Here is an 18,034-nt window from a genome sequence, read left to right on the forward strand (position 1 = left end):
GAGGTAGCCAGAGAGGAGAGATAAAATTTAGATAAAAAAAAAGCTCTTAGCTAAATCATGAAGGTAATGATTAAGCTAAAAGCTTGATTAAAAATATTTTGTCCCTGAAAAAGATGCAAATCTTTTTAAGCATAAATACTCAAGAGCTGGCAGTGGCTTACGTTTCCACCCCCGTAGGGGGCAGTATTATCAGCGCAGAGGTGCTTGACTTCCAGGTTCGGAATGGAGCTGGGTATTTCCACCTCGCTATAACCACCAGCAATATGAGTAAAGAAAGTATTTTAAAAAATATATCTCTTTACTCACATTATATAATGAGTTTAAATGTTAAATGTCTTTATTGTTTTCTTTTATTCATATCATTTAGATATACACGCTTACGAGTTAAACTCAATAAGATAGTAAACCAAGAAATTAAAAATAAGCCAAACGATCTATTAGTACTAGTCAGCTAAATGACTTTCATCACTTACACATCTAGCCTATCAACCAGCTAGTCTTGCTGGGATCTTCAGGGAAAGTTCATCTTAGAGTTGGCTTCGAGCTTAGATGCTTTCAGCTCTTATCACATCCGTACGTAGCTACCCAACGATGCTCTTGGCAGAACAATTGGTACACTAGTGGTACGTTCATCCCGGTCCTCTCGTACTAGGGACAAATCTCTTCAACTTTCCTACGCCCACGGAAGATAGGGACCGAACTGTCTCACGACGTTCTGAACCCAGCTCGCGTACCGCTTTAAATGGCGAACAGCCATACCCTTGGGACCTGCTCCAGCCCCAGGATGCGATGAGCCGACATCGAGGTGCCAAACCTCCCCGTCGATGTGAGCTCTTGGGGGAGATCAGCCTGTTATCCCCGGCGTACCTTTTATCCTTTGAGCGATGGCCCTTCCACACAGAACCACCGGATCACTATGACCGACTTTCGTCTCTGTTCGAGTTGTCTCTCTCACAGTCAAGCTAGTTTATGCCATTATACTCAACTGGCGATTTCCATCCGCCATGAACTAACCTTTGTAAGCCTCCGTTACTTTTTAGGAGGCGACCGCCCCAGTCAAACTACCCACCAGACATTGTCCTGAATAGGGATAACCTATCGCAGTTAGTAACTCAAATATTCAAGGGTGGTATCTCAAGGATGGCTCCACGTATACTGGCGTCTACGTTTCAAAGCCTCCCACCTATCCTGCACATGAATATCCAAGCTACAGTGTCAAGCTGTAGTAAAGGTGCACGGGGTCTTTCCGTCTTTCCGCGGGTAGGAGGAATTTTCACCTCCACTACAATTTCACTGGATCCCTGGTTGAGACAGCTCCCATCTCGTTACGCCATTCATGCAGGTCGGTATTTAACCGACAAGGAATTTCGCTACCTTAGGACCGTTATAGTTACGGCCGCCGTTTACTCGGGCTTCGATCAAATGCTTCGCAGAGCTAACATCATCAATTAACCTTCGAGCACCGGGCAGGCGTCACACCTTATACATCCACTTACGTGTTAGCAAAGTGCTGTGTTTTTGGTAAACAGTCGGGAGGGACTCTTTGTTGCAACCTCTTTAGCTTTTTGGAGCAAGTCCATATACCAAAGTAGGCACACCTTATACCGAAGATACGGTGCTAGTTTGCAGAGTTCCTTAACCAGGGTTCTTCCACGCGCCTTAGAATACTCATCCCACCCACCTGTGTCGGTTTACGGTACGGGCAATATATAATATACTTAGTGGCTTTTCTTGGCACGACAGTATCATCGATTCTCTATCTCCTCCGAAGAGTGTCAAGAGCCTGTAAGATCTCGGTCTAACGTAATCCGGATTTGCCTAAATTACAACCTACATCCTTCGAGCCACACTTCCATCCGTGACCTCGATTAACTCTATGCGTCCCCACATCGCGCTTATATATTGGTATTGGAATATTAACCAATTTGCCATCGTCTACCCCTTTCGGACTCGACTTAGGACCCGACTAACCCTACGATGACGAGCATCGCGTAGGAAACCTTGGGTTTTCGGCGAAGAGGATTCTCACCTCTTTTCTCGCTACTCATGCCTGCATGCTCACTTCTATCCGCTCCAACGCTCCTTACCGGTACATCTTCAACGCTGAATAGAACGCTCTCCTACCACTCATAATAAATTATGAATCTAAAGCTTCGGTGTACATCTTAGCCCCGTTATATTTTCCGCGCAGAATCACTAGACCAGTGAGCTGTTACGCTTTCTTTAAAGGGTGGCTGCTTCTAAGCCAACCTCCTGGTTGTCACAGTAACTCCACATCGTTTTCCACTTAGATGTAACTTTGGGACCTTAGCTGTTAGTCTGGGTTGTTCCCCTCTCGACGATTGATTTTATCACCCACCGCCTGACTCCCTAGATTACACGTATAGTATTCGAAGTTTGATAGGGTTTGGTACCGCGGTAAGCAGCCCTAGCCCATTCAGTGCTCTACCCCTATACGCTACTACTAGAGGCTATACCTAAATATATTTCGGAGAGAACCAGCTATCACGAAGTTTGATTGGCCTTTCACCCCTATCCACAAGTCATCCGGAGACTTTTCAACGTCCGTCGGTTCGGTCCTCCACTAGCTCTTACACCAGCTTCAACCTGCTCATGGATAGATCACTTCGTTTCGGGTCTGCAGCATCTGACTAATTCGCCCTATTAAGACTCGCTTTCGCTACGGCTTCACACTTGGCTTAACCTTGCCAGATACCACAACTCGCAGGCTCATTATGCAAAAGGCAGTCCATCACCCTGATAAATCATAGGGCTCTGAATGATTGTAAGCTAATGGTTTCAGGTTCTATTTCACTCCCCTCACTGGGGTACTTTTCACCTTTCCCTCACGGTACTTGTTCACTATCGATCTGTAAGTAGTATTTAGGGTTGGAAGGTGGTCCTCCCATATTCAGACAAAATATCACGTGTTCCGCCCTACTCGTTCCTTAGTCTAGTACCACATTAAAAATTTCGCATACGAGACTTTCACTCTCTATGGTTTACCTTTCCAGGTAATTCTACTATTTAAAATGCTATCACTAAGCGCCCTAATCCCATTTCGCTCGCCGCTACTTTGGGAATCTCAATTGATTTCTTTTCCTCTGGCTACTGAGATGTTTCACTTCACCAGGTTCGCTTCCTTTAAAAAGGATAGTATGCATAACATACTGGGTTGTCCCATTCGGAAATCACTGGATCAAAGCCTCTTGACGGCTCCCCAATGCTTATCGCAGTCTAGTACGTCCTTCATCGCCTCTTACAGTCAAGGCATCCACCATTAGCCCTTTATAGCTTATTGAGAATAAAATAACTTTCGTTATCTTACCTTTTTTGAATAATTATTCCTTGGCTACTATCTTATTGAATTTAACAATTCAACAAAACAGTTGTGTCTATCTATTTATTTTCTTAAAAAAACTATTGTTCTTTCAAGTCAACTTTTTTTTAGATATGAAATTTTATTTTTTTAAATCATCTTCATACGAAAGACAATTTAAACGAAAAAAATTAAAGACTTTAACATTATGTTTTTAAATATCATGCTAACTTAAAAAAACAAGTTTTTTCAAGGTAACGCTTTGGTTCTTTTAAAACCAAATATAAATCTTATCTATTTTAAGACTTATATTTAGTTTTTATAAACTCTTCTCTTGATTTGCTTCTAATAGATGGTGGAGATAAGCGGGATCGAACCGCTGACCTCCTGCGTGCAAGGCAGGCGCTCTCCCAGCTGAGCTATATCCCCAACTATTATTCTATAATCTTTAGATTATCTAAATCATGGTGGGCCTACCAGGACTTGAACCTGGGACCTCACGATTATCAGTCGAGCGCTCTAGCCAGCTGAGCTATAGGCCCATCTTCACCTATTTATTTAAATAATCTTTATAAACCGAACATGAATGACTTGCTACTTATGTAGCTTTTTGAGAAGATAATTGTTTATCTTCTCTTCTCTTATGCTTATTAAGAAACGAATCTTAATAAGGTACATAATCTCTGAAAGGAGGTGATCCAACCGCAGGTTCTCCTACGGTTACCTTGTTACGACTTCACCCCAGTCGCTGAATCCACTGTGGAGGGTAGCTACTTTAGCATCCCCGCTTCGAATGAGTTCAACTCCCATGGTGTGACGGGCGGTGAGTACAAGACCCGGGAACGTATTCACCGTAGCATAGCTGATCTACGATTACTAGCGATTCCAACTTCATGTAGTCGAGTTGCAGACTACAATCCGAACTGGGAGGCATTTTTGAGATTTGCTCCACCTCACGATATTGCAGCTCTTTGTATGCCCCATTGTAGCACGTGTGTAGCCCTGGACGTAAGGGCCATGATGACTTGACGTCGTCCACACCTTCCTCCTACTTGCGTAGGCAGTCTCGTTAGAGTTCTCAGCCGAACTGTTAGCAACTAACGACGTGGGTTGCGCTCGTTGCGGGACTTAACCCAACATCTCACGACACGAGCTGACGACAGCCGTGCAGCACCTGTCCTACAGTTTCTGCAAGCAGACACCAATCTATCTCTAGAAAGTTCTGTAAATGTCAAGTCCAGGTAAGGTTCTTCGCGTATCGTCGAATTAAACCACATGCTCCACCGCTTGTGCGGGTCCCCGTCTATTCCTTTGAGTTTTAATCTTGCGACCGTACTCCCCAGGCGGTGCACTTAATGTGTTTACTGCATTACTGCAATGTCTAGCATCGCAACAACTAGTGCACATCGTTTAGGGCGTGGACTACCAGGGTATCTAATCCTGTTTGCTCCCCACGCTTTCGCGTCTCAGCGTCAGTAATGTTCCAGTAGATCGCCTTCGCAATCGGTATTCCTTCTGATCTCTACGGATTTTACCCCTACACCAGAAATTCCATCTACCTCTCCCATACTCTAGATAGACAGTTTCAAAAGCAGTTCAATAGTTGAGCTATTGGATTTCACTTCTGACTTATCTATCCGCCTACACGCTCTTTACGCCCAGTGATTCCGAGTAACGCTTGCACCCTCCGTATTACCGCGGCTGCTGGCACGGAGTTAGCCGGTGCTTATTCATATAGTACCGTCATTATCTTCCTATATAAAAGGAGTTTACGCTCCGAAAAGTGTCATCCTCCACGCGGCGTTGCTGCATCAGAGTTTCCTCCATTGTGCAATATTCCCCACTGCTGCCTCCCGTAGGAGTCTGGACCGTGTCTCAGTTCCAGTGTGACTGATCATCCTCTCAAACCAGTTATGCGTCATTGTCTTGGTGAGCCATTACCTCACCAACTAACTGATACAATACAGTCCCATCCTCAAGCACTAAAGCGTTTCCCCAGCATACTTTTGTATTATGGGCATATAGGGCATTAGCAGACGTTTCCATCTGTTATTCCTTTCTTGAGGGCAGGTTAACTATACATTACTCACCCGTGCGCCACTTAGCTGACAAGTAAAGCAAGCTTTACCCCGTTCTCGTTCGACTTGCATGTGTTAGGCACGCCGCCAGCGTTCACTCTGAGCCAGGATCAAACTCTCCATAAAAATATTTATAGATTATTTAATCTTGACTTTAATTCTATTACTATTGTAACAAAATCAAATCTCGTGTTAATAGACAAGGATATGTTATTCACATATTCTCTTGTATTTTTTTTGTCATTTCATATTCGGTTTATAAAGATTATTTCTCTCTTAACAAACCTGAGTTTTTAAAGATCGTATCCCTTTAGAACTTTGTGTCGTTCCTCTGAAATTGGACGGGAATTATAGACAAATTTTTTACCTTTGTCAAGAGTTTAAACTAAATTAAACCTTAAATTTTGAAAATTTTTGGGTTTTAGCTACTCTTTGTGTGTAAATCCTGTTTTAGGTTCAATAAAAATGCCTATTTTTTGGTCTTCTTTAGATATTAACTCTATTTTACATTTTTCAAAAATTTCATATTCATCTTCAGAATTTTCACTATTACTTAGTTTTGAATAGACTTTTCCATCTCTTCCAAAAGATATTTGACCTAAACTTGTAGTGTTATTACAACTAATGTTTACACTTTTAATTCCAAACTCTTTTGTAAGAAGAACATACTTACTTGTATCATTACTACTTTCACAACTATTTGAAGAGTAAACTCTTTTTCTTGTTAAGGGATCAATTAGTGATTCATCTTTATTTGGATGTCCTGTTTCATTTTCATCACTATATATTACATAATAGATTCCACCAACACTTTCACTACATCTAAAAAACTTCATTGTCCATCTTCTTTTATACCATAAAGATACATTTTCATTTCTTCTATCAGCTATTAAAGCTTGATACCTTGTCTGTTTTAAATAAAGCACTATTCTATTTGCAGCTTTTTCTAAATCTGTATTTGTGAAAGTTTTGTTTGATTGAGTAAAATAGATTATTGATATTAATGAAATTACAACTATTACTTCTAATAGAGTAAGTGCAGTTTTCATCAGTTCTTTATTATATATAAAGTTGCAACAGTTTTGTCAAAATATTCAATGGGAATCTCTAAATCATAATAGTACTGTTTTCTTGTAGATACAAAATATTTATGACCCTTTTTTATCCCATAGAATTTAAGCCTTAATAAGAGCTCCTTTTCATCACTCTCAATCTCATTTATATTATTTGCTTTCAAAATTGAGGCAACCTCTTTTGCAATATCATATTTATAAGCAAAATGTTTTCTTGGATTTTCTAACACCAAATATAGTGGCTTATTGTATATTGTTAGCATTACATTAATAAATAGTAAAAGCAATGTTGCCCAAGTTATATAGTAGTGTCTTTTTCTAAATTGTGGTAATCTAACTCTTAAAGAGTGAAAGAAGTTTCTAATCATATATGGTAAATAGATAACAACAAAAGGTGCAAAGTCTTCAATATATATTCTTTGTCTAAAAGAGAAGAGCAGAGAAAAAGCTAATGAGGTTGCAGAAATAAACCACACAATATCTCTATTACCTTTTACTCCATCTCTATATATAGCGTAAAAAAAATATATAAAAAGTAGAGGTGAAAATATTGAGGCGTATATTCCAAAAGTATCTACTAAAAATCCTCTTGGTTTACCTCCCGTATCAAACCCATAAAAAAGCATTGAAATGATAAAAAGAGTTACTGTTATAAAAATTACCTTTTTATCATCCTCTTTTAAAGCATTGAAAAAGAGTGCTAAAAAAAGAATAGAAAAAGAGTTATCCACAAAAAGAAAAAGAATCAAAAGAAGATAACAATGTTTTTTAAATATTTTTAGATAATAGAGATAAAAAATTGTTAGAAATGTAACTATAATTGCACTATTAACTAAAAGTGCAGCACTAAGAAGTCCAGGTAAAACCATAAAAATCACAATTGAAATAAATCTATCTTTTTCATTTTTGAAAAAATCTTCTGTGTAGTTGTACATTAATATAACGCTAAGAAGATAAAAGATTAGAAAAGGGACTCTTAAAGCAAAGTCATTTTGTCCAAAAAAATATATTGATGCTTTTGTAATTAAAGAGAGTAATGAATTGTTTACAAAAACATTCAATGCCTCTTTATATGAGATACTTAATGTCTCAACAGCAAAAAAAAGTTGTGATAATACTACAAATAAAATAGCATAAAAAAGATATTTGTAAGTATTATCAGAGAGACTCATATTTTAAGAAAGTTGTTAATAATAGTAAATCCATGCTCACTCATAATAGACTCAGGATGGAACTGAACACCATAAATTTGTTTATCTTTAATCTCTAAAGACATAATCTCATCATCATCCATACTGTATGAAGTTGGGATAATACACTCAGGAAGATTCTCTTTTTTTACTGTCAGCGAGTGATATCTTGTTTGAATAAACTCATCAGGCAGACCGTCAAAAATTATACTTTTTTTAACTCTTTTCATTTTTGAAGTTTTACCATGCATCATATTTTTTGCTTTTATAACTTCCCCTCCAAAAACTTGGGCTATACTTTGATGTCCTAAACAAATACCTAAAATAGGTTTTTTATCCGCAAAATATTTAATTGCTTCAAGACATACTCCTGCATCATCAGGAGTTGCAGGTCCTGGAGAGATTATAATTTTTTCAGGGTTTAACTCTTCAATCTCTTTTACACTAAGTTCATCATTTCTAATAACTTTTAAATTGGCACCTAACTCTAGGCAATACTGAACTATATTGTATGTAAAAGAGTCATAATTATCAATCATTAAAATCATTTAATATTGTCCTATATATATATTGAAATATGATTATATCAAGTTTTATATTTAATTTGTATTTTCTTAATGTCTAAAAAGTGTTTTATAATATAAAATAAATTATAATTTTTATATGTATAAAATCAAAATCACAACTATCTTTCTTTTACTTGTAACAACTCTTTATGCTAAAGAATTGGAGAAGATAACTATTCAATTGGATTGGTTGCATCAATTTCAATTTGCAGGATATTATGTGGCAAAAGAAAAAGGTTTCTACGAAAAAGAGAGTCTTGATGTATCAATAAAAGAGTATAACTCAAATTTCAATATAGTAAATAAAATTTTAACTACACCAAATAGTTACGCCGTAGGAAAATCTTCCCTTATTATAGATATATTAGATAATAAAAAAATTATTCTATTAAGTGCCATATATCAAAATTCACCAATGGTTTTAATATCAAAGAAAGAATCAAATATTACAAGCCCTTCTGATTTAAAAAATAGAAGTGTTATGTTAACCTCTGATGCAAGATCTGCTGCAAGTATAAATGCAATGATAATCTCTCAAGGGCTAAAACTTAGTGACATAAGTTTCAAAAATCACTCTTTTGATTTGGAAGATTTGATAAATGGTAACACAGAGGCAATGGGATGTTATCTATCTAATGAGCCTTATTTATTGGAAAAGAGAGGAATAAAATACAATGTTTTAAACCCAAAAGATTATGGATTTGATTTTTATGGAGGAATATTTTTTACTTCACAAGATGAACTTAAAAACCACTCCCAAAGAGTTAGAGCAGTTTATAAAGCTACTATGAGGGGATGGGAGTATGCTTTTAATAATATAGAAGAGACTGCAAAACTGATTTTTGATAAATACAATACACAAAACAAAACTCTAGAACAACTTATATATGAGGGGAACCTTCTTAAAAAACTTTCAAAAATTGATGAAGGACTTTTAGGAGATATTGAAAAAAAGAAGATTGATGAAATAAAGAGATTATATATTCTTTTAGGTTTTGGACAGTATGCAAAAAATAGAGCTAATGTTGAAGATTTTATATATGACAGCAGCAATATTCAATACTCAAAAGATCAAAAAAATTATATTGAACAATCAAAAATAACTCTTTTGAGTGATAATAATTTCCAACCTTTTGCAATGATGATGAATAATGAGTTAACTGGAATAGAACTTGACTATTGGAATCTACTTATAAAAAAACTTGATTTTAAAAATAGCAATGTTGAGATAACAACCAATATAAAAGAGAGTGTTGAAAGGATTAAACACAATCCAAATTTAATAAAATATGCCTTTAGTAAAAGAGTACTTCAAATAAAACAGTATTAACAGACACAATAACAGAGATAAAAATTGGTATTGCCTCTCTTTATGACAAACCCTATATTTCAGATATAAATCAGTTAAATGGCAAAAAAATTGCTATAATTAAATATACATCATATTTTAATGAATTAAAAAAAGCTTATCCAAAAATAGATTTTGTTGAAGTAAAAAGTGCGAATGAAGGCTTTAAACTTTTAGAAAAGAAAAAAGTTTATGCATATGTGAGCAAAATGCCAGCTTTGAACTATAATATTTCATACGAAGGCTTAACAAATATCAAAATAGTTGGTTCTTTTGATGAAAAATATCAACTCAAACTAATTGTTAATTCAGATAACAAAACTCTTCTAAATCTTTTAAATAAGGCTATTTCAACAATTACAGAGAAAGAGAGGGAATTAATTAGTTCAAAATATTACTCTGTCATTTTTCAAAATAGTTATGATTACAAAGAGATATATAAAGTTGTTGTTCCCTTAATAATTGTGATATTTTTTATAATTAGAAGTAATAGAAAAATGAATATGGAAATAAAAAAGAGAACAAAAATTGAAAAAGAGTTGCAACAAATGGCAAATATTGATCCTCTAACTCAAATTTTTAATAGAAGAAAAATTAAATCTATGATTAATCAAGAGATTCATAGATTTAAAAGATACAAAAGAGATTTCTCAATTATATTTTTTGATATTGATGACTTTAAATTTGTAAATGATAATCTAGGACACTCAATAGGAGATGAAGTGCTAGTTAAAATATCTAATGTGGTAAAAAGCAGTATTAGAGATGCTGATTACTTCGGAAGATGGGGAGGAGAAGAGTTTATAATTATTCTTCCTGAAACAGATAAAATAAAAGCTTCAAATATTGCACATATTTTAAAAGAAAAAATATCAAATAATGATTTTAGTGTAAATAAAACCATTACTTGTAGTTTTGGTGTTACTCAGTTTGAAGAGAGTGATAATGAAGATAGCATTCTTTCAAGGGTTGACCATGCTATGTATTATGTTAAAAAACATGGCAAAAACAGCGTAAAAGTGGCTTAAAGCCCTTTTACAACTGGAATTTTTTTATAAACTCATCACTTATATCTAAAATACCTCTTTGTCTTAAAGAATCAATAACCTCTTTTGTACAATCAACATCTCCAGGCCATCTTCTATCAAAGTTATCTAATATATTTTTATTTGTTCCATCTATACAAATAGTATTTGATTCAATAAAAATATCTCTGTTTGAATCAATATTATTTACAACTCTCCATAAAAGCATATATGAGTTTTCCACATCATTTTGATTTGCAGCATCTACAATTACTAATATTTTCATATTTTCATATAGTGGATTTAAGCTCTCAAATAGTTTTTTCTGATTTATTTTTTTATCTACACTAATTACAGTAATAGGGTTTTTTGTATTTATAAAATATTGTTTTAACTCTTTTATATCACTGCAAATATTTTGCATTTTATTTAATAACTCATCATCTTCAACAACTTTTATTTTTGACTCTTCTACCTCATCTCCTGTACAGTCAAGACCAAGTTTTCCACCAATTGCAAATTTTGGACTAGAGTGGTCAAGGGCATCTACAACCCCCTTTGATATTAAAATCTCATCAATATTTACTCTATTTAAAATATATTCAGAGATTGCTTGATGATCTGTAAGAGTAGGAGCATCTTCTCCTACAAAAATTGCATGTTTTACAAAACTCATCTGCCCTACTCCCCAAAATGCATGCATCATTTGTTGAGCATGCCCAGGATATAAAGTTTTTATTTTTGCAATTATTAAATTATGAAACACTCCATTTTCTGGCATATAATAATCAATTAAATCAGGTGCAGTTGTTTTTAAAAGAGGTAAAAAGATTCTCTCAGTTGCATGCCCCATATATTTATCTTCTAAAGGTGGTTTTCCAACAACTGTTGCAAGATAAGTTGGCTCTTTTTTATGGGTTATTGCACTGATTTCTAAGAAGGGATACTCCTCTTCTAAAGTATAATATCCCGTATGGTCTCCAAAAGGTCCCTCTATTTTCATTTTTGAAGTATCAACAAAACCTTCAATTACAAAATCATTATCTTTTGGAATCCAAATATCATTTGTAATAGATTTTACCAATTGAGCTGGTTTATTTTTTACAAAACCATAAAGCATAAGTTCAAATACTCCAATAGGAAGCGGAGCTTGTCCACACCAAATATACATAGGATCCCCACCAATTCCGATTGATACAGGCATTTTTTTGCCAGCTTTTTTATACTCATGGAAAAAGTGATTTGAGTCTTTATGTATTTGCCAATGCATTCCTAATGTATTATCATCATAGACTTGAAGTCTATACATTCCTAGATTTTTCATCTCACCATTTAAAGAAGTTGTATAAACTTGTCCCATGGTAATAAATGGTCCACCATCTTTTTCCCAAGTTGTTAATATAGGTAAATCAGAAAGTTTTGCATCATCTCCTAATTTTATAACCTCTTGACACTCACCTTTTCCTTTTATCTTTTTAGGAATTGTATTTTTTAAAGAGAATAGTTTACCAAAAGTAGAGAGTTTCTCTGAAAAGGTTGTGGGTGGTTTCATTTTAAGAAGAGACTCTATCTCTTTTCCTATCATATCCCCATCACCAATAAAAAGTTTTACAGCTTTTTCATTACAAAATACGTTCATTAATACGGGAATATCAAATTTTTTTCCACTTTTTTTATCAACTACATTTGTAAATAAAAGAGCCTTACTATTCTCTTTTTTTACTTCAATATATGCAATATGTGGTATCTCCAAATAGATATCCAATTCATCATCAATTACTCTTAGTAAATCATTCTTCTTTAAAATTTCAATAGTTTCTTTCATTACGTCCTCAAAATAACCTAAAAATTAGTGTAAATCTTATATCATTTTATCCATAAAAAAAACTTTATAGTAGGAAAAATTTGTATGATTTATAATTTTGATGAAATAATTGATAGAAAAAACACCTCTTGTTCTAAATATGATGCACTTGATATCTATTTTGGTTACGAAGATCTTCAACCTTTGTGGGTTGCTGATATGGATTTTAAAACCCCTGATGTAGTTAATAATGTAATTTTAGAGAGAGCTAAAAAAGGATTATATGGTTATCCAATTGCTACCCAAAGAACTTTTGATGCAGTAAAAAATTGGATGAAAAAAAGACACAATTGGAATATTGATACATCTTGGATCACTTTTGTAAATGGTGTTGTTCCAGCATACAGTGCTGCAATTGAAGCTTTTAGCGAAGTTGGGGATGAAGTTATTGTTCAAACTCCTGTTTATTTTCCCCTTTTTAAGCATATAAAATCAAATAATAGAGTTTTAGTAACTAATCCACTTAAAGAAAACAATGGTTACTACACAATGGATTTAGAGGACCTAAAAAAGAAAATCACACCAAAAACAAAAATTTTTGTTTTATGTTCACCTCACAATCCAGTAGGAAGAGTATGGAGTAAAGAGGAGTTAAAAGAACTTGCACAAATATGTTTAGATAATAACATATTAATTATAAGTGATGAAATTCATTCAGATATAGTATTTAAAAAATTCACACCAATCGCCACAATCTCGGATGAGATTGCAATGAATACTCTTACATTAAACTCTCCAGGGAAAACATTTAACACCGCTGGTCTAAAATGTGGTTATGCAATCTCAAAAAACAGTGAAATTATGAATACCTTTAAAACAATAATTGAAAAAAGAGAAGTTAAATCAATAAATGTATTTGGTTTTACTGCCCTTGAAGCTGCTTATGAGTTGGGAGATTCTTGGCTTGATGAATTATTAGTTTATTTAAAGAAAAACATAAATTTTACTAAAGATTTTTTAGAAAAAAATAACTCTAAAATTGAATTTTTAGAACCAGAAGCTACATACTTACTTTGGTTAAGCTTTAAAAAAATTACTAATGACTATAACAAAGTGAAACAAAAGTTATTGGAGGAGTCAAAAGTTGCTTTAAATGAAGGAAGTACCTTTGGAAGGGAAGGCAAAGGGTATTTTAGGCTTAATTGTGCTCTACCTCAATCTGAACTAGAAAAAGGTTTGAGTAAAATAGTTACATTTTTTTGATGGTAATTTTTTACAAGTATTACCATTCTTCTCACAAGAAGATTAACTATTACTATTTTTTACCATATGACCAAATAGTAAAATAAAATATAGTACAATTCATTTAACAATATAAATAAACGGGATAGAATATGTCAACACACTTAATTCTTTCATCTGTTATATTTGTTGCAATTGCTTTTATATTAGTAGGAGTTTTTTTACTAACTAAGTATCTTGGACCAAATAAAACAGACGACAAACTAAAAAATACTGTATACGAAAGTGGTATCTCAAACCCTGTTGGGAATACAAATATTAGATTCTCAGTAAAATTCTATTTAGTTGCAATTGGTTTTCTATTATTTGATGTAGAGATTATATTTATGTTTCCTTGGGCAGTGAATATTCTTGACTTAGGATACGCAGGTATTATTAAAATGTTTATCTTTATAGGATTACTTTTTGCAGGATTAATTTATATGTATAAGAAAAAGGCATTATCATGGGATTAGGAGCAGAAGCTAATTTAGGTGATTCAATAATCACAACAAAACTTGACTCAGCTATTAACTGGGCAAGGTCATACTCTTTATGGCCTATGGCATTTGGTACTGCATGTTGTGGTATTGAATTTATGTCAGTTGCCGCATCAAGATATGATATTTCAAGATTTGGGGCAGAAGTTGTAAGATTCTCTCCAAGACAAGCAGACTTACTTATTGTTGCAGGAACAATTACTTATAAACAAGCACCTGTTTTAAAAAAGATTTGGGATCAAATGTGTGAGCCTAAATGGGTTATCTCTATGGGAGCATGTGCTTGTTCTGGTGGTTTTTATGATAACTATACAACATTACAAGGGATAGATGAAATTATTCCAGTTGATGAATATATTGCAGGATGTCCCCCTAGACCAGAAGCTGTTTTAGATGCAATTATGAGAATCCAAGAAAGAGCACAAGATGAATCAATCATCAAAGATAGAGTTAAAGAATATAAGGGGATTTTAGATGCTTAAACCAGATATGCTAATTGATGCAAAAGATATAAAATCAACAATTACAAAACTCAAAAATGAACAAGACTACACTATTCTTTTAGATGTAACTGCAATTGATTATTTACAATATCCAGATGTTACACCTTCAAGATTTGCAGTTATATATATATTAAGAACTAGCAACTTTAAAAAACAGCTCACAGTAAAAGCTTATGTTGATGATAAAACTTTAGAAGTTGATTCAATAACAGACCTTTATTATGCAGCTAATTGGGGAGAAAGGGAAACCTTTGACCAATATGGGATCAGATTCAAAGGTCATCCAAATTTAAAAAGAGTTTTAAATCACCATCAATTTGTTGGACATCCATTAAGAAAAGATTATGAAGTTACAAAAGGTCAAATCTGTACAGAAACAGAAGATTTAATGGATGAGATGATTCCTTTATTAAAATCAAAAGGATATAAAGATGTGGATTTAGAAGATTTAATGCTTCTAAATGTTGGGCCTTCGCACCCTGCTTCACATGGTACTATTAGAAACTTTGTTGCAATGGAAGGGGAAACAATCAAAGCTTGTGTAACCGAGATTGGATATCTTCACAGAGGTTTTGAAAAAGCTTGTGAAACTCACAACTATTCTCAAGTTATCCCATATACAGATAGACTTAACTATTGTTCAGCAATGTTAAATAATATTGGTTATTGTAAAACAATAGAAGAGATGTTAGGGGTTGATATAACTCCTAGAGCAAAAATGATTAGAATTATCATTGGTGAGCTTAGTAGATTAACCGATCATATTGTTTGTAATGCAGCAAATATGGTTGACTTAGGTGGTCTTACTAACTTTTGGTATATCTTCGCACCAAGAGATAAAGCTTATGATTTATTCTCAAAACTAACTGGAGCTAGATTAACAAACTCATACACAAGAATTGGTGGTTTGGAGTTTGATTTATATGATGGTTTTGCCCAAGATTTAGAGGATGTTTTAAAAGATGTTGAAAAAGCTTTAGATGATTCTTTATCTTTAATTGAACACAATAAAATTTTCCATGATAGAACTCAAGATGTAGGTGTAATAGATGCTAATTTTGCACTTGATGCAGGGATAACAGGTCCAAATTTAAGAGCTGCTGGAGTTGCATTTGATTTAAGAAAAGATGCTCCATATTATGGATATGAAAATTTTGATTTTGATGTAGTTGTTGGATCACACGGAGATGTATACGACAGAATGATGTGTAGATTTGAAGAGATGAGACAATCAATGAAAATTATTAGACAAGCTATGAAAGAGCTTCCTGATGGACCTATAAATGCAGAACATCCTGCAATTCTTCTTCCTAGTAAAAAAGATGTTTATGGAAATATAGAAGGTTTAATGAATCAATTTAAACTAACATTTGAAGGTATTAAAGTACCTAAAGGTGAATACTATAGTGCAACAGAAGGTGCAAATGGAGAATTAGGATTCTATGCAGTTAGTGATGGTTCAGGAACACCATATAAAGTTAAATGTAGACCACCATGTTATTATGCCCTTGGAGGATATGCAAAGATAGTTGAAGGTGGAATGTTAGCAGATGCCGTTGTAACAATGGCAAGTATGAACTTTATTGCAGGGGAGTTTGATAGATAATGGGTAAATTTAAATATACAGACGAAAACGAACAAGAGTTCCAAAGAGTAGCAAAAAAGTATCCAAAAATTGATGCTATGATGCTTCCTGCACTTTGGTTAGTACAAGAGCAAGAGGGATGGGTAAGCCCTGATGCAATGATTTATGTTGCAGATAGACTTGGTAAAACTCCAATTGAGGTTTATGAATTTGCAACATTTTATACAATGTTTAACTTAAAACCAATAGGTACATATCATATTGAACTTTGTAAAACTCTCTCTTGTATGATTATGGGAGCGCCAGAGCTTAAAAAATTCATTAAAGATACTCTTGGAATTGAACCAGGACAAACAACTGCTGATGGGAAATTCACTCTTAGTGAAGTTGAATGTCAAGGAGCATGTGGTGGTGCACCAATGATTGCACTAAATAACCAATACCATGAAAACTTAACTGTTGACAAATTAAAATCAATTATTGAGGAGTGTAAGTAATGGCAGTTGAATTAGTAAAAATTGTTAGTAAAAACTTCGACATTCCTGATTCTCATAAATTAGAAGTTGCTTTAAAACACGGAAGATATGACTCTATTGATAAAGCTTTTTCAATGAAACCAGAAGATATCACTGAAGAGGTTTGTAAAAGTGGACTTAGAGGAAAAGGTGGTGGTGGAGCTGCTTGTGGTTCTAAATGGCAACTTATGCCACCAGTTGATGAGAGACCAAGATATTTAATAGTTAATGGGGATGAATCAGAACCAGGAACTTTTAAAGATAGACAAATATTCCAATACGATCCACACTTACTTATAGAAGGAATTATTGTATCTTGTTGGGCTCTTCAAGCAAATGAAGCATTCATCTATATAAGAGGTGAATATAAATGGTTCATTGATAGACTAAATGAAGCTATTGAAGAGGCTTACAAAGCAGGAATTATAGGACCTAAAGTTATGAATAAATATGACTTTAGCGTTGATATTACAGTTCATAGAGGTGGAGGAGCATATATTTGTGGTGAAAAATCTGCTCTTATTGAATCTATTGAAGGTAAAAGAGGACATCCTAGACTTAAACCACATGGAAAAGAGTGTGAATGGTTCTACGATATGCCAGCAACTGTAAACAATGTTGAAACTATCTCATCTGTTCCAAATATTGTATTAAATGGATATGAATCATATACAAAATACGGAACCCAAAAAGCTCCAGGAACAATGCTTTTTGCAATGAGTGGTCCAGTTAAAAACCCTGGTGTTTATGAGTTACAATATGGTGAAAAGATGATTGATGTTATCAATGAAATTGGTGGTGGAATGAAAGATGGGCTTAAATTAAAAGCTGTTATCCCAGGTGGAGCATCTTGTCCTATTTTAACTGCACAAGAGGTTGAAAAAGCCCATTTAGATTATGAATCTATGTGGGAGATTGGTTCAACTTTAGGTACTGGTGGAATGATGATTATCCCAGAGGGTACCTCAATGGTTGCTGTAGCTAAAAACCTAATAGAGTTTTATCACCATGAATCTTGTGGACAATGTACTCCATGTAGAGAAGGAACTGGGTGGATTGATAAAATTATTAAAAAGATTTTAGAGGGAGAAGGTTCACAAAATGACATTCAAACTATTCTTGATGTATGTGAAACTATGAATGGTAAAACTATTTGTGTTTTTGCACCCGCTGTAAAAGATATTATCAAAAGTATAGTGCAAAAATATAGACATGAATTTGAAGCACATTTTAACAATTAATAAGGA

12 protein-coding genes, 2 tRNA genes and 3 rRNA genes are annotated in these 18,034 nt (G+C 34.1%); 8 read left to right on the plus strand and 9 right to left on the minus strand.

Annotation, left to right across the window (positions count from 1 at the left end):
- Window positions 1-144 precede the first annotated feature (144 nt).
- From rrf to AEBR_RS12770, 8 genes are all read right to left on the minus strand, one after another.
- Window positions 145-260: ribosomal RNA gene (gene rrf, locus AEBR_RS12735) — 5S ribosomal RNA — on the minus strand.
- Between the two features lie 156 nt (window positions 261-416).
- Window positions 417-3,301 (minus strand): 23S ribosomal RNA (locus AEBR_RS12740).
- Between the two features lie 371 nt (window positions 3,302-3,672).
- Window positions 3,673-3,748, minus strand: a tRNA-Ala gene (locus AEBR_RS12745).
- 36 nt (window positions 3,749-3,784) lie between these two features.
- Window positions 3,785-3,861: transfer RNA gene (locus AEBR_RS12750), tRNA-Ile, on the minus strand.
- 144 nt (window positions 3,862-4,005) lie between these two features.
- Window positions 4,006-5,523 (minus strand): 16S ribosomal RNA (locus AEBR_RS12755).
- The 16S, 23S and 5S rRNA genes sit together here with 2 tRNA genes alongside, the layout of an rRNA operon.
- A gap of 299 nt (window positions 5,524-5,822) precedes the next feature.
- Window positions 5,823-6,446 (minus strand): type II secretion system protein, encoded by a 624-nt coding sequence (locus tag AEBR_RS12760; RefSeq protein WP_129088388.1) that lies wholly within the window; start codon window positions 6,444-6,446, stop codon window positions 5,823-5,825.
- Window positions 6,446-7,642, minus strand: a complete 1,197-nt coding sequence (locus tag AEBR_RS12765) for a hypothetical protein (protein WP_129088387.1) — start codon at window positions 7,640-7,642, stop codon at window positions 6,446-6,448. Before AEBR_RS12765 ends, AEBR_RS12760 begins: the two co-directional genes overlap by 1 nt.
- The gene (locus AEBR_RS12770) at window positions 7,639-8,208 is read right to left on the minus strand and encodes an anthranilate synthase component II (protein WP_128983444.1); all 570 of its coding nucleotides are present in this window, start codon (window positions 8,206-8,208) and stop codon (window positions 7,639-7,641) included. Before AEBR_RS12770 ends, AEBR_RS12765 begins: the two co-directional genes overlap by 4 nt.
- 115 nt (window positions 8,209-8,323) lie before the next feature.
- Here AEBR_RS12770 and AEBR_RS12775 point away from each other — a divergent pair, with 115 nt between their 5' ends.
- Together AEBR_RS12775 and AEBR_RS12780 are read left to right on the plus strand one after the other, a co-directional pair.
- Window positions 8,324-9,556: an ABC transporter substrate-binding protein gene (locus AEBR_RS12775; protein WP_129088386.1), complete on the plus strand. Its 1,233-nt coding sequence runs from the start codon at window positions 8,324-8,326 to the stop codon at window positions 9,554-9,556.
- Between the two features lie 227 nt (window positions 9,557-9,783).
- A complete protein-coding gene (locus AEBR_RS12780) occupies window positions 9,784-10,602 on the plus strand; it encodes a transporter substrate-binding domain-containing diguanylate cyclase (RefSeq protein WP_420370943.1) in 819 nt (272 codons plus the stop codon).
- Between the two features lie 7 nt (window positions 10,603-10,609).
- On the opposite strand, the gene AEBR_RS12785 is transcribed toward AEBR_RS12780, so the two are convergent.
- Window positions 10,610-12,424 carry a menaquinone biosynthesis decarboxylase gene (locus tag AEBR_RS12785; protein WP_129088384.1) on the minus strand — a complete coding sequence of 605 codons (1,815 nt, stop codon included), beginning with the start codon at window positions 12,422-12,424 and terminating at the stop codon, window positions 10,610-10,612.
- A gap of 84 nt (window positions 12,425-12,508) precedes the next feature.
- Between AEBR_RS12785 and AEBR_RS12790 the strand changes: the two genes are divergently transcribed.
- From AEBR_RS12790 to nuoF, 6 genes are all read left to right on the plus strand, one after another.
- Window positions 12,509-13,666 carry a MalY/PatB family protein gene (locus tag AEBR_RS12790; RefSeq protein WP_129088383.1) on the plus strand — a complete coding sequence of 386 codons (1,158 nt, stop codon included), beginning with the start codon at window positions 12,509-12,511 and terminating at the stop codon, window positions 13,664-13,666.
- A 131-nt stretch (window positions 13,667-13,797) separates the two neighbouring features.
- Complete coding sequence (locus tag AEBR_RS12795) at window positions 13,798-14,160, plus strand: NADH-quinone oxidoreductase subunit A (RefSeq protein WP_128983436.1); 363 nt, start codon at window positions 13,798-13,800, stop codon at window positions 14,158-14,160.
- The gene (locus AEBR_RS12800; protein WP_129088382.1) at window positions 14,151-14,666 is read left to right on the plus strand and encodes an NADH-quinone oxidoreductase subunit B; all 516 of its coding nucleotides are present in this window, start codon (window positions 14,151-14,153) and stop codon (window positions 14,664-14,666) included. Before AEBR_RS12795 ends, AEBR_RS12800 begins: the two co-directional genes overlap by 10 nt.
- Window positions 14,659-16,293, plus strand: a complete 1,635-nt coding sequence (locus tag AEBR_RS12805) for an NADH-quinone oxidoreductase subunit D (protein ID WP_129088381.1) — start codon at window positions 14,659-14,661, stop codon at window positions 16,291-16,293. The genes AEBR_RS12800 and AEBR_RS12805 overlap by 8 nt, the downstream gene beginning before the upstream one ends.
- Window positions 16,293-16,769: an NADH-quinone oxidoreductase subunit NuoE gene (gene nuoE / locus AEBR_RS12810; RefSeq protein WP_129088380.1), complete on the plus strand. Its 477-nt coding sequence runs from the start codon at window positions 16,293-16,295 to the stop codon at window positions 16,767-16,769. Before AEBR_RS12805 ends, nuoE begins: the two co-directional genes overlap by 1 nt.
- Window positions 16,769-18,028, plus strand: coding sequence for an NADH-quinone oxidoreductase subunit NuoF (gene nuoF / locus AEBR_RS12815; protein WP_129088379.1), 1,260 nt, complete (start codon window positions 16,769-16,771; stop codon window positions 18,026-18,028). Before nuoE ends, nuoF begins: the two co-directional genes overlap by 1 nt.
- Window positions 18,029-18,034: the final 6 nt, after the last annotated feature.

Origin of the sequence: Halarcobacter ebronensis (assembly GCF_013201825.1) — a bacterium.
In the GTDB taxonomy this organism is placed as follows: domain Bacteria; phylum Campylobacterota; class Campylobacteria; order Campylobacterales; family Arcobacteraceae; genus Halarcobacter; species Halarcobacter ebronensis.

Bases quoted from the DNA above. Each gene is read 5' to 3' on its own strand.
- AEBR_RS12780 (WP_420370943.1), top strand. From the start codon at position 9,784: ATGCCAGCTTTGAACTATAATATTTCATACGAAGGCTTAACAAATATC.
- AEBR_RS12765 (WP_129088387.1), bottom strand. From the start codon at position 7,642: ATGAGTCTCTCTGATAATACTTACAAATATCTTTTTTATGCTATTTTA.
- AEBR_RS12800 (WP_129088382.1), top strand. From the start codon at position 14,151: ATGGGATTAGGAGCAGAAGCTAATTTAGGTGATTCAATAATCACAACA.
- AEBR_RS12805 (WP_129088381.1), top strand. From the start codon at position 14,659: ATGCTTAAACCAGATATGCTAATTGATGCAAAAGATATAAAATCAACA.
- AEBR_RS12785 (WP_129088384.1), bottom strand. From the start codon at position 12,424: ATGAAAGAAACTATTGAAATTTTAAAGAAGAATGATTTACTAAGAGTA.
- AEBR_RS12760 (WP_129088388.1), bottom strand. From the start codon at position 6,446: ATGAAAACTGCACTTACTCTATTAGAAGTAATAGTTGTAATTTCATTA.
- AEBR_RS12790 (WP_129088383.1), top strand. From the start codon at position 12,509: ATGATTTATAATTTTGATGAAATAATTGATAGAAAAAACACCTCTTGT.
- AEBR_RS12775 (WP_129088386.1), top strand. From the start codon at position 8,324: ATGTATAAAATCAAAATCACAACTATCTTTCTTTTACTTGTAACAACT.
- AEBR_RS12770 (WP_128983444.1), bottom strand. From the start codon at position 8,208: ATGATTTTAATGATTGATAATTATGACTCTTTTACATACAATATAGTT.
- nuoF (WP_129088379.1), top strand. From the start codon at position 16,769: ATGGCAGTTGAATTAGTAAAAATTGTTAGTAAAAACTTCGACATTCCT.
- AEBR_RS12795 (WP_128983436.1), top strand. From the start codon at position 13,798: ATGTCAACACACTTAATTCTTTCATCTGTTATATTTGTTGCAATTGCT.
- nuoE (WP_129088380.1), top strand. From the start codon at position 16,293: ATGGGTAAATTTAAATATACAGACGAAAACGAACAAGAGTTCCAAAGA.